Source organism: Rhodococcus sp. NPDC056516, from assembly GCF_042794655.1.
Lineage (GTDB): Bacteria > Actinomycetota > Actinomycetes > Mycobacteriales > Mycobacteriaceae > Rhodococcus_F.
In genome coordinates this window covers 247,176-261,688 of record NZ_JBHTTG010000002.1, presented here as the reverse complement: position 1 = coordinate 261,688, position 14,513 = coordinate 247,176, and the positions used below count along the sequence as shown (strand labels likewise).

The 14,513-nt window shown below is 64.9% G+C and carries 1 protein-coding gene; it reads left to right on the top strand.

Features of this window, described 5'->3' with window-relative positions; translation table 11 throughout:
- Positions 1–215 precede the first annotated feature (215 nt).
- The gene (locus ACFQ6Y_RS06180; RefSeq protein WP_378630231.1) at positions 216–14,513 is read left to right on the top strand and encodes an amino acid adenylation domain-containing protein; all 14,298 of its coding nucleotides are present in this window, start codon (positions 216–218) and stop codon (positions 14,511–14,513) included.

Sequence of the window (14,513 nt, the reverse complement as noted above, 5' to 3'; positions counted from 1 at the left end):
CCAAATGGTTGTTTGATGAATATTTGCTGGAAGCTGACTCATCGGTAACATCGCAGCTGATTGTCACGATGTGATCTCCGGCGGGCGATTTGCCAGTTTCCACCGGAACCATCCAATGTATTCGTCTCATTTCGAAGTACCTCGATCAGTTCGAGGCGTCCAGCGGGCGCATATACCTGTTTGCATCATGATCAAGTTGTAAGAGGGAGATTCGTGTGGATGGCAGTCCCGACCGAGGAATCGTTTCCGCAGCTCGTCCGGACGACGAACTCACCTTCCCTCTTTCTGCCGCGCAACTTTCCCTGCTTGTCGCACAACAGCTTCGACCCGAGATACCGGTCAGCATCGCTCAGTACGTCGATGTGGACGGCCCGCTCGACATCGACCTGCTGACCGCTGCCAGTAAGCAGACCGGCCGCGAGATCGGTTCCGGGTACCTGCGCCTGGTCGAGGTCGACGGGGTTGCGCGTCAGTGGCTCGATGTCGACATGGACGATTCCCTCGACGTGGTCGACCTGCGCACCGAATCGGATCCGGAATCGGCGGCGCGCGAATGGATGCGGCGCGAGCACACCGCCGCCATCGATCCGTTCACCGATCGCCTGGTCAGGCTCGCGGTCCTGGTTCTTCGCGACGACCATTCCTACTGGTACAGCCGCATCCATCACGTAGCCCTCGACGGTTTCGGTGCGATGTCGATGATGAACCGCACGGCCGAGATCTACACCGCCGCCGTACGGGATCTGCCAGTTCCCCCAGTGGTAACTGCGCCTCTCGAGGCTTTGGTGAAGGCTGAATCCGACTATCTGGGCTCCACGCGGTGGGAGCGCGATCGCGACTACTGGACTACGAAGATGGCCGACAAGCCGAGCGGAACCTCGCTCGCGTCCTCGACCGCTCCGTCGCAGGCCTGGTCACGGCTGCGGTCGGCGACGGTGCCGGAAGAACTGCGACGCTCCCTCGAACGCCTTGCCGAAGCGCACGACGTGACGACGTCCTCGGTGGTGATCGGCGCTCTGGCCGCCTACCTCGCCCGGGCGATCGGAACTCGCGATGTCGTACTCAGCCTCCCGGTTTCGGGGCGGACGACAAAGGCTGCTCGCAGGTCCGGCGGAATGATGTCGAACGTCGTCCCGATACGCGCGAGCGTCGACCCCTACTTTGCAGTGGGGGACTTGCTTCGTGAGGTGAAGCTCGAACTCACCGGCGCACTGCGTCATCAGAAGTACCGCCACGAGGACCTGCGACGCGTCCTCAACGCCGGTGATCACAGCATCGCCGACGGCCGAGGCTTCCACGGACCGCTGATCAACCTCATGCTGTTCCACTCCGGAATCACTCTCGGCGACGCGCACGGCGAACTCCACGTGATCTCGACCGGGCCGATCGAAGACCTCTCGGTCAACGTCTATCAGACTTCCGCAGCCGAAGAGATCCAGATCGACTTCGCCGCGAATCCAGACCTCTACACCGACGAGGACATTTCGCGTCACCATCGACGGTTCCTCGAATTCCTCGAATTGTTCTGTGCCGCAGAATCGGGAACTCGATTGATGGACATCGACCCGGACGCCGCGGGGAAGTGGATCGCAGAAGTACAGCACGCCCGCAACGTCGAATACTGGTCGTCGACATTGTCGAACCCGGCCGAGGAACTGGGGTTGCCGGTCGTCGCCGGAACCGGTCGAACGTCCACGCCCCTCCAGATCGAGGCAGACCTCTGCCGCCGCCTCGAGACGATGGCGACGACGATGAACACGAGTCTGTTCGTGCTGTTCCAGTCTGCGATGACCGGACTGCTGCGCCGCGTCGGTTCGGCCGACGAGGTGTCGATCGGAGTCTCGGTTCGCGGATACGGCGCCTCGAATCCGGACGACTTCGTCTCGATGTTCGCCAACCAGCTGGTGCTTCGCTCGATGGTGTCGAACACCATGACGCTCACCGATCTGGTCGGCGCGGTGGACACCGTCGCGATCGACGCCTTCGAACACGCAGACATTCTTCTGTCTTCGGTGACCGCCGCCCTCGGCGACGGTCGATGGGTGGAGACGGGCCCGTTGTTCCGGGCGATGGTCTGCTTCGAGGAACCGCTCGATGCACACCCGAGATTTCCGGGACTCATGGTCGGTGCGCCGATCGGGTCCGACCTCGCGACAGCTCCGGAACTGTTTGTCTCCCTCGCGATTCCGACGGGTGAGCATGCCGACTTCGATCAGCCGATTTCCGGGGTTCTGGATTGGCTCGGCACGAAAGAGCAAGCCGACGACCTCGCCGACCGCTATCTACGAATCTTGACCGCAATGGTCAGTGCTCCGCAGTCGGTGCTCGGCGCTGTGGACTTGCTCCGCGCGGACGCGCGCCAGGCGCTTGTACCGCCCGTTCTGCCGACCACGCCGGTCCGAACGCTCTCCGACATCTTCGCCGACCGTGTTCGCGCGACCCCTGACGCGATCGCCGTCGTGGGCGACGAGCGAGTGTCGTACCTCGAACTCGATCGACGATCGAATCGGTTGGCGCGCAAGCTCGTCGATCACGGCGTGCACTCCGAGTCGCTGGTCGGAATCATGCTGCCGAAATCCGTCGACATGATCGTCGCGGCTGTCGCGGTGCTGAAGGCCGGCGGCGGATATCTCCCGCTCGATCGTGCGCACCCGGCCGAGCGCTTGGCGTATGTGGTCGAGGATGCGCAACCGGTGTGCATCATTTCCGATTCCACTAGCCCGAACTCCACCTTCCCGAACCCCACCTTCCTGAACTCTGATGTGACGGTCGTCGGAGTCGACTCCGACGAGTACTCCGGTGCGAGTCTGGAAGCCGATGAGCGCCCGCGTGCGCACGGAGCCGACAATCTGGCGTACGCGATCTACACCTCGGGGTCGACGGGTCGACCCAAAGGCGTCTCCGTCACCCATGCCACCGTGGTGCGATTGTTCGAGAACACGCACGTCGAATTCGGATTCGACGGCAGCGACGTGTGGACGATGTTCCACTCGTTCGCCTTCGACTTCTCGGTGTGGGAACTGTGGGGCGCGCTGCTCCACGGTGGAACTCTGGTGCTGGTCGATCACGAAGTCTCACGCGACCCCGATGCTTTCCGAGCGCTGGTTGCTGCGGAAGGCGTCACGGTGCTCAATCAGACGCCTTCGGCCTTCTACCAGTTCATCGAAGCGGACCTTCGGGCCGATTCGCAGACTCGGCTCCGGTTCGTGATCTTCGGTGGCGAAGCGTTGGACCTGCGTCGACTCGGACGCTGGTACGACAATCACCCGGGCTACGACAATCACGCGAAATCCGGGCCCGCGCTCGTCAACATGTACGGCATCACCGAGACGACGGTGCACGTCACCCATCTCGAACTCGACCGACCGAGTGCGAGTTCGGTTACCGGCAGCCGGATCGGTGACGCGATCGACGGACTTCGTGTGTACCTGCTCGACGAGCATCTCTCGCCGGTCCCGGTGGGAATCGCGGGGGAGATCTACGTCGCGGGCGGTCAACTCGCCCGCGGTTATCTGGGCCGACCCGATCTCACCTCTGGCAGGTTCGTCGCGGATCCGTTCAATGCCGGCGGACGACGGCTGTACCGCTCCGGCGACCGTGCACGCTGGATCGCGCCCGGACAACTCGAATACCTCGGGCGCGGAGACGCACAGGTCAAGATCCGCGGATTCCGGATCGAACTCGGCGAGATCGACTCCGTCATCCTCAGCGCGCCGGGAATCGACGACGCCGTGACCGTCGTGGCTCCGACGCCGGCCGGTGGCGCTCTGGTGACGTACGTGACGGCTTCCGGCGCCGTGGACGTGGACGTCCTCCGCGCCCACGCGGCCGAAGTCCTCCCGACCTACATGGTTCCCGACGCCTTCATGGTCATCGATTCAATTCCGTTGACCACCAACGGAAAACTCGACCGGCGTGCGCTGCCGTCGCCGATCCTGGCCTCCACCAAGGCCTTCCGGCCTCCGACGACACCGATCGAGGGCAAGGTTGCCGCGGTTCTGGCTGACATCCTGGGTAGCGGACCGCTCGGACTCGACGACAATTTCTTCCATCTGGGCGGAAACTCGCTGGTAGCGACGACGGCGGTAGCGCGCTTGACCGAATCTACCGGGGTTCGGATGCCGCTGCGTGCTCTCTTCGATCACCCCACGGTGTCCGGGATCGCGGCGACCATCGAGCGTGCCGTGCGGACGCCGGACGCCGACGGTATTCAGGTAGTGGCCAGGCCGGCAGTACTACCGCTCGCTCCCGCGCAGCAGCGACTGTGGTTCCTCAACCGTGTCGCACCGGAATCAGGTGCCTACAACATTCCGCTGGCGGTGTCGCTGAGCGGCGATGTCGACGCCGACGCACTGGGCGCCGCGATCATGGACGTGGTGACCCGCCACGAGTCACTGCGCACCGTGTTTCCTCAGATCGGGGACAACGCGACGCAAAAGGTTCTGGGCCTCGGCGAGGGTATCGCGGGGCTCGAGTCGATCGAGGTGGAACGCGAAAGCCTCGAGAGGGTGATCTTCGAATTCTCTTCGGCCGGTTTCGATCTGGTTCGCGAACGCCCGGTGCGCTACCTGCTGATCACTGTCGCCGACGACAAGGAGGGCGGTGACGAGGAGGCCGTCCTCGTCGTAGTTCTGCATCACATGGTGGCCGACGGTTGGTCACTCGCGCCGCTGGCCGCCGACCTCACCGGCGCCTACGCGGCACGCGTCGGCGGCAACGGACCACAGTGGGCGCCCCTTCCCGTTCAATATGCCGACTATGCGCTCTGGCACCGGGAACACCTCGGTGACGCTACATCCGCCCAGTCTCTTGCCCACTCCCAAATTGCCTTCTGGAAGCAGCGCCTGGCGGGAGCGCCCGAGCAACTCCACCTGCCGACAGACCGTCTGCGCCCACTCGATCCGTCCATGCGCGGAGCCGGCGTCGACATCAGGATCGGCGCTTCCACCCACCAGAAGCTCGTTGCGCTCGCTGCGGATCACGACGCCACTACATTCATCGCGCTGCACGCGTGCTTCGCGCTCCTTCTGGCCCGCTACAGCGGCACTGACGACATCGTCGTCGGAACACCGGTGGCTGGACGAGGGGACAGGTCTCTCGATCTGCTGGTCGGCATGTTCGTGAACACCCTTGCCTTGCGGACCGTCGTCGATCGTGATGCACCGTTCGGGGAGTACCTCGCGCAGGTCAGAGCCGTCGATGTGGATGCCTTCGACAATGCGGACGTGCCGTTCGACGTCGTCGTGGACGCGCTCGAACTGGACCGCTCGTCGTCGCATCACCCGGTCTTTCAGGCGGCCATCACCTCGCGGATAACCACCACTCACACAGCTGAACTCGCAGGAGTGTCGATGACGGCGCGGGCGGTGGAGACGGGGCTGACCAAGTTCGATCTCGAACTCACCGTCACGGAGCGTCGCGAGGGCGGGTCCGCAGCGGGAATCGATGCCACGTTCACCTATTCCACCGATCTGTTCGACAAAACGACCGTCGAAGCGTTGGCGCGTAACTTTGTGACACTCGTGGAATCGGCAGTGTCGGAACCGTCTGCACCGGTTGGTGACCTTCGCGTACTCGGCGCCCGGGAGGGCGCCGTGATACTGCCGCGGCGCGGTGACCTCTCGCTCGGCGAATCGACCTTGGCGCAGATCCTGGGCGAGAGCGCGCTGGCGCATCCCGACGCGATCGCCCTCGAAGACTCCGAGCGGTCACTCACGTACGCAGAGTTGGAGCGCCGATCGAATCGGATTGCTCGATACCTCATGGACCTGGGCGTCGGCCCCGAAACGCCGGTCGCGCTGGCGGTCGCCCGATCGGTCGACTCGGTGCTCGCAGTCTGGGCGGTGACCAAAGCCGGCGGCGTTTTCGTCCCGGTCGATCCTCGCTATCCCGCAGATCGCGTTGCGCACATGCTCGAAGATTCGGGGGTGCGCATCGGAATTCGGTCCGCCGAGGTTGCGGCTGGTCCGGCGGTCGGCGGGAACGTCGCGGTCTGGATCGACCTCGGCGACGCGGACACCGTTGCAGAATGTGCCGCCTACTCCGATGCTGCGATCGACGAAGCGGACAGAACGGGATCGATCTCTGCGGCCTCGGCTGCGTACGTCATCTACACGTCCGGCTCGACCGGAGTGCCGAAGGGCACCGTCGTCACTCACGCGGGTTTGGTCAATCTTGCTCGCGAACAACAGGATCGGTACCGGATCACCGCTGATTCGCGGACTCTGCATTTTGCGTCGCCGAGCTTCGACGGCGCCGTGCTCGAACTTCTGCTCGCCGGTTCGACCGGCGCGACGATGGTGATCGCACCCGCCGACATCTACGGAGGGGAGGCGTTGAGCGAGTTCCTCCGAAGCCGCGAGGTCACTCATGCCTTCATCACTCCGGCTGCTCTGGCGACCGTCGATCCGGCGGGCGTGACGGCACTGGAATGCGTCGTCGTCGGCGGCGATGTGTGCACTCCGGAACTGGTCTCGAGCTGGGGTAACGGGCGCAGACTGCACAACGGATACGGTCCGACCGAAACCACCGTCATGGTCGCCATCAGTGATCCACTCTCACCGGGCGAGCCGATCACCATCGGCGGCCCCATCCGCGGGATCGACGCCGTGGTGCTCGACGCCCGGCTGCGACCGGTCCCCATCGGCGGCGTCGGCGAGCTGTACATCGGTGGGCCGGGCCTCGCGCGTGGCTACCACCTCCGGCCTGCACTGACGTCGGATCGTTTTGTCGCGCATCCGTACTCGACGCCCGGTGCCCGGATGTACCGAACCGGTGACCTGGTCCGCTGGACCAAGGACCTCACCCTTCGTTATGTCGGCCGTAGCGATCATCAGCTCAAGATCCGCGGGTTCCGCATCGAACTCGGCGAGATCGACGCTGCCCTGATGGATTCCCCTCTCGTGCACTTCGCGACGACAATTCCCGTCGAATCTGCTGCCGGCACCACCCTGGCCTCGTACGTGCTGCTGAACGGACACGCTGCTACCGAGTCGCTCTTTGCCACCCTCGCCGAGACGCTGCCGCGCTACATGATTCCGTCGTCGATCACCCCGATCGACGCGATTCCGCTGACCCCGGTCGGCAAACTCGATCGCAGAGCACTACCGACGCCGATTCCGCGCGAAATCCTCGGAACGGGTCGTGATCCGGAACCCGGGCTCGAACGAACCGTCGCCGACGTCTTCGCCTCGCTGCTCGACGTATCCGAGGTCCGGGCCGCCGACAGCTTCTTCGATCTCGGAGGCAACTCCCTCGTCGCGACGCAGGTGTCCGCACGGTTGAGCGCAGCGACGGGATTCGCCGTGGACGTGCGCTCGATCTTCGAAGCGCCGACCGTCGAAGCTCTCGCTGCGCGTCTGGCGGCGAACGCCGAAGAATCAGACCATCGACCTGCCCTGAGCGCCGGTGCTCGCCCGGACCGCCTGCCACTCTCCGCTGCACAACAGCGACTGTGGTTCGTCAATCGCTTCGATCCTCAGTCCTCGGTCTACAACATCCCGTTCGCGATCCGGATCACCGGACACATCCACGGCGATGCGCTCGAAGATGCACTTGCGGACGTCATCGCACGCCACGAGGTACTTCGAACGATCTACGTCGACAGCGCGGATGGCCCGAGCCAGGTCATCCGAGCGCTTTCCGACGTGCAGTTCTCGATCGAGCACTATGTCGGCTCCGAAGGAGTCGACGCGGCGACGACGGAGTTTGCGGCGCGGGGGTTCGACCTCGGTTCGGATCTACCGATTCGGGCACTGCTCGTGCGCGAGGACACGGACGATCACGTACTGGTCGTCGTCATCCACCACATCGCGTTCGACGGCTGGTCTCTGACTCCCTTTGCCACAGATTTCATCGCTGCTTACACCGCGCGCGTTGTCGGAGATGCACCAGTTTTTGCGCCGCTCGACGTGCAGTACGCCGATTACGCGCTGTGGCAGCAAGACTCGCTCGGACAGACCAATGATCCTGAGTCTCTGGTTGCCCGCGAGCTGACGTTCTGGACAGCTGCCATGGCCGGTGCCCCGGACGAGGTACTGCTACCCGTGGATCGCGCACGCGGATCTGTCACCACCAACGCTGTCGGATCGGTCCCGATCGTCATCGACGCGGCGACGGGGGAGCGACTCGGCGCCCTGGCGCGACGGAGTGGTACGACGCAATTCATGGTCGTACACGCGATCCTGGCGGTTGTTCTCGCCCGTCTCGGTGCAACCGACGACGTGGTGATCGGGACTCCGGTAGCGGGCCGCGGGCGACCCGAACTGGACTCCCTGATCGGGATGTTCGTCAATTCGGTACCGCTTCGCACTCCGGTCGATCATCGAGCGTCGTTCACCTCTCTGCTCGAGGTGGTCCGCGATCTCGACCTTGCCGCTTTCGCGCACGCCGAGCTGCCCTTCGAGGTGCTGGTCGACGCCCTCGATCTCGACCGGTCCACCACACGGCACCCCCTGTTCCAGGTCATGCTGTCGTACCACCAGAATCTGCTCTCGCCGCAGGTCACGGTCCACGACGCGCATCTAGAGGCGCAGCCACTCGAACCGTCCGTCGCGAAGTTCGACCTCGAGTTCACCCTGCTGGCCGGCGATTCCGAGAACACGGAGATCACCGGATCGCTCAGGTTTGCCGAGGCGCTCTTCGACACCGTCACCGCAGAATCGATCGCCTCCCGTGTGCAGTCTGTGGCCCGCGCCATCGCCGCCGAGCCGGACACGGCGATCGACGACATCGAATTCCTCAGCACCCTCGAGCGGGCGTCGCTGATGCCGGTTCGCGGTCCGGCGTGGACAGCCGCGCGTACCTTGGCCGAGATCTTGACGCGGACTGCTACCCGCTCAGGGGACTCGGTGGCCCTTCGATCCGGTGACACCACCGTGCTCTACCGCGACCTGTTCGCTCGTGCGTCTTCCCTTGCCCGGCGCTTGACCACCGAGGGGATCGGCGCCGAAGATATTGTGGCAATAGCCATTCCGCGTTCGATCGACTCGATCGTCGCGCTGTGGGGCGTTGCCTTGACCGGTGCCGCGTTTGTTCCGGTCGATCCGCGATATCCCGCCGATCGAATTCTGCACATGCTCACCGATTCGGGAGCCACCCGCGGAGTGACGACGGAAGCGGTGATCGAATCGCTGCCCCGCCCGGTTCCGTGGATGACGATGGGCGGCATCTACGGCGACGGTGTCGGGCAGCCGGTTCCGGCCGCACCGATCCGGATCGACAACCTCGCCTACATCATCTACACGTCCGGATCGACGGGAAAGCCCAAGGGCGTCAGCGTCACTCACCGTGGCCTGAGCGCATTGGCCGCCGAGCAGACGGCGCGCTACGGCATCTCGGCGCAGTCGCGGACACTGCACTTCTCCTCACCGAGTTTCGACGCATCCATCCTCGAACTGCTGCTCGCCGTGGGTGAGGGCGGGGCGATGGTGATCGCAACTCCCGACGTGTACGGCGGCGAGGACCTCGCGAAACTTGTCACCGATCAACAGGTGACCCACGCGTTCATCACGCCGGCTGCACTGGCCTCGGTCGATCCCACCGGGCTGGACGTCTTGCAGTCGATCGTTGTCGGCGGTGAGGCCTGCTCACCCGAACTGGTCCGCAAGTGGGCACCCGGTCGCCGGTTGTTCAACGGATACGGACCGACGGAAACCACCGTCATGGTGTGCATCAGCGATGCCCTGACGGCGGGGGAGACCGTGACCATCGGCGGACCCGTCCGCGGAGTGTCCGCGGTGGTTCTCGACGGTTCCGCTCGGCCGGTTCCCGTCGGGGTCGCCGGTGAGCTCTACATCGCCGGCCTGGGACTTGCCCGCGGCTACCTCGACCAACCCGCCTTGACGGCGACCCGATTCGTGGCAGCGCCGTTCGGTCCGGCCGGCACCCGCATGTACCGGACCGGAGACCTGGTTCGGTGGACGCCGCACGAGACGCTCGAATACGTCGGACGCTCTGATCATCAGGTGAAAGTGCGCGGATTCCGCATCGAACTGGGCGAGATCGACTCCGTGCTCAGCGCATACCCCGGCGTCGAGTTCGCGGTCACCGTGGGCGTGAACGCAGCTTCCGGGGAGACGATGTTGGCGTCGTACGTGGTACTCGGCACGGAATCCGTCGAGGTGGACGAGCTGTTGAGTCACGCGCGCCGCTCGCTCCCGGCCTTCATGGTGCCGTCGGCGATCACCCCGATCGAGCGCGTTCCGCTCACCCCCGTCGGGAAACTCGACCGAGCGGCGCTGCCTGCGCCGACACTGCGTTCGTCCGAACGAAGTGTCGAGCCGCTGATCACCGAGACCGAATTCCAGGTCGCCGGCGTCGTGGCAGAACTGCTGGGAATCGAACAGATCAGTGCGTCGGACAGCTTCTTCGAACTCGGTGGCAACTCCCTACTCGCCACCAGACTGGCTCAGCGCCTGGGGGAGTCGCTGGGTAGGCAGATCCCTGTCCGAATGCTGTTCGAGCACCCCGAAATTCGGGAACTTGCCGCCGCACTCGACATTTCCGCCGAGGTAAAGGCACTTCCTCCGATCGCCGTTGCCGATCGCCCGGACCGGATTCCGCTTTCCTACGCGCAAGCACGCATCTGGTTCCTCAATCAGATGGATCCCAGCTCGCCGGCCTACAACGTCCCTGCCGCGATTTCGCTCGACGGTGCGCTCGACGTGCCGGCTCTCGAAGCTGCTGTCCTGGACGTGATCGAAAGACACGAGATCCTGCGCACGGTGTTCCCCGACTCCGACACCGGTCCACACCAGGTGATCCAGGACGCGTTCACCTCGCTGGAATTCGGAAACGCCGACACCCGCGAACCGGCAGAGCTCGCCCGAGAATTTGCGTCGCGCGGATTCGACGTCACAACCCAAGCCCCCGTTCGGGCACTTCTGCTCGAGTCGACGCCGCAGCAACACACTCTGGTCATCGTGATCCACCACATCGCGGCGGACGGGTGGTCGATCGCCCCGTTGATGAAGGACGTTCTCACCGCCTACGTCGCGAGAAGTTCGGGACACGCCCCCGAGTTCATGCCCCTCGAGGTGCACTACGCGGACTTCGCCATCTGGCAGCGGGAAGCGCTGGGCGCGGTGAACGAATCCGAGAGCGTGCTCGGGGCACAGGCGTCGTACTGGCGGGAGACGTTGCGGGGAGCACCCGAGCTGATCGACCTTCCCAGCGATCGAACTCGCCCGCTCACCCAGTCGTTGAGCGGTGCCCACGCCGCGGTCTCGCTCCCGGCGCACACCCGGATCGCGGTCGAGGCGGTTGCCGCCGCGAATGCGGCGACGCCGTTCATGGTGTTGCACGCTGCATACGCGGTGCTGCTGGCCAGGCTCAGCCGGAGCACCGACATCGTGATCGGATCCCCGGTCGCCGGGCGCGGACACCGAGTTCTCGACGACCTGGTGGGGATGTTCGTGGGCACGGTAGGGCTGCGTACGACGATTGACCCCGGATCCACCTTCGTCGACGTCCTGCGTACAGTCCGGTCCGTCGATCTCGACGCGTTCGCCCACGCGGACATTCCGTTCGAGCAGGTCGTGGACGTCGTGGCGCCGACCCGGGCCACCGACCGTCATCCGGTGTTCCAGGCGATGATCTCGTTCCACGGCGCTCATCCGACGGCGTGGGATCTCCCGGGACTTACCGTTCGCGCCCACGAGATCACACCGGACATCGCCAAGTACGACCTGCAGTTCACCGTTGTCGAACAGACCGCGGAGGAGGGCGGCGGCTACGCGGCCTCCCTCACCTATGCACGGGACCTCTTCGACGCCGACACGGCGAACTCGTTTGCGGTGATGCTGGAAACGATCGTCGAGACACTGACCGCCCAGCCCTCCGTCGTCGTCGGTGACGTGGACCTCGTGGGACATGGTCGGCGCGCGCTGCACGGACGTCCGGCCGGCGATGCTCTGACCTTGCCGGAACTGCTGCTTCGCGGCGCCGCCGATCCGCATTCCCTGGCACTTGTCGACGTCGCCGCATCCACCACCCTCACCTACGGCGAACTCGACCGCCGCTCCGACGCGATGGCGTTTGCACTGATCGCTCGTGGAATTACTCCGGAAATGATTGTGGCACTGGCGCTTCCAAGGTCAGCCGACTACGTGATCGCGCTCTGGGCCGTGGCGAAGGCAGGCGGGGTGTTCCTTCCCGTCGATCCCGCGTATCCCGCCGAGCGGATCGAGCACATGCTCACCGACAGTGGGGCAGTCCTCGGTATCACCCGAGGCCGGTATCTGGCCGAACTCCCGGATGTCACGTCGTGGATCGAACTCGACGCAGCCGAATTCACCGCCGAAATCGAGGCCGTCCATTCCGAGACTCTGCCTGACGCGCCACTCGAGCTCGACAATCCGGCCTACCTGATCTACACCTCGGGCTCGACCGGAAAACCCAAGGGCGTGTTGGTCACTCACGCCGGACTGGCAGCGTTCGCCGACGAACAGCGTGAACGCTTCGGGGTCACCACACACTCCCGCGCTCTGAGCTTCGCCTCGACGAGCTTCGACGCTTCGGTTCTCGAGCTGTTGCTGGCGTTCGGCGCCGGCGCAACGATGGTGATAGCGCCGCCGACAATTATCGGCGGCGTCGAATTGCACGAATTGCTCGACGAGCAGGCAATCACCCATGCGTTTGTGACTCCGGCCGCGCTGGCAACTGTCGATCCCGCTGGACTCGACCATCTCGAAGCCGTAGTCGTCGGCGGCGATGCGTGCTCTGCCGACCTCGTATCTCGGTGGGCCCCGGGGCGTCGAATGTTCAACGCGTACGGCCCCACCGAGGCAACCGTCGCGGTCACCGTCAGCGATTCGCTGGCAGCGGGGGAGCCCGTGACTATCGGCGGTCCGATCCGCGGCGTGGACGCGATGATTCTCGATTCCCGCCTGCACTCGGTCCCTGGCCGGGTCGTCGGTGAGCTCTACGTCAGCGGCGACGGTCTCGCCCGCGGGTACCTCGGCAACCCCGCGCTGACGGCGACGCGGTTCGTCGCCGACCCGCACGGACCCGAAGGCGCTCGGATGTACCGCACCGGGGATCTCGTGCGTGAAGATCGCGCAGGGTCGCTTGTCTACCTCGGACGCGCGGACCACCAGGTCAAGGTGCGAGGGTTCCGGATCGAACTCGGCGAAATCGACGCGGTGCTGGCGTCGGAGGCGTCTGTGCATTCGGCCGTGAGCGTGGTCGTCGGTGAAGGTGGCGACGCTCGGATCGTCGCGTACGTCGTCCCGGCCAACGGGGACGTCGACGCCTCGGCGTTACGCCGCCACGCAGCCATATCCCTGCCTGCGCACATGATCCCGTCCGCTGTTGTCGCGATCGACGCAGTCCCGACCACACCGGCCGGCAAGCTGGATCGCACCGCTCTCCCTGCTCCCCTCTGGGAGTCGCCCAGTGGACGCGGCCCGGAAGGCCGCGACGAGATCGCGATCTGCGCTGCTTTCGCGGAGGTACTTGATCTTGCCGACGCCGACACCTTCGCCGATTCGAGTTTCTTCGAACTCGGCGGAAACTCACTCATGGCAACGCGTTTGGTCGCTGCCATCAAGGAACGCACCGGCCTGACCGTCCCCGTCGCGTGGATATTCTCCGACCCGACTCCGGAGGCATTGGCGCGCAGACTCTTCGAACTCGAGGAAAAAGTTGTGACAAGTGACGCGGATACCTCCGCCCTTGCAGTAGTCCTGCCACTGCGCCCGGAAGGCCGCGCCGAGCCACTGTTCTGCATCCATCCGGCCATCGGATTGGCCTGGTGCTACGGGGCGCTCGACCGCTACGTCGATTCGAGCAGGCCGCTGTACGGCCTGCAGTCACCGGTCCTGACGGACCCCGAATTCCGGGCGGAGCTGATCGAGGACTTCGCGGCGCGGTACGTCGAGGAAATTCGCGGCGTCCAGCCGCACGGTCCGTATCACCTGCTGGGGTGGTCGATCGGCGGATTGATCGCCCATGCGGCGGCGGTGCAGTTGCAAGCAGCCGGTGAGAGCGTCGCCGACCTGATTCTGCTCGACAGCTTCGTTCTCGAAGACCCGACTATGGCAGGTGCGCAGCCTTCTCTCGCCGAACTGATCGGCGGGTTGGGGATCTCGGTGCCGGACACCGACGAGCGCGATCTGACACCCGAGGACGCCGAAGAACTCTTGCGCGGAGCCATCGGCGATCATCCCTTGGTCTCGAGCGAGCGGATCGAGCGACTGTTCGAGGAGTACTCGGCCGGCGCCGAGCTGGCTCACCGCTACCGTCCGGGCAAGTTCGTGGGCGATCTGCTCTTCTTCTCGGCACAGACCGACACCTTCGACCCACTGCGGACTGCGTCGGCGTGGCGCCCATTCGTGTCCGGGGTGATCATCGACCGTCCGGTGCCCACGTCACACGCCGAGATGTTCACCGAAGCAGGGCTGGACGCTGTCGGACCCGTGATCAACCTGGCAGTCGGAACGGGCCGTCACGCCGCCCCGGACGTCGACGCGGAACTGGACGCTCTGATCGAGGTTCAGGACGTGCGCGGCTGA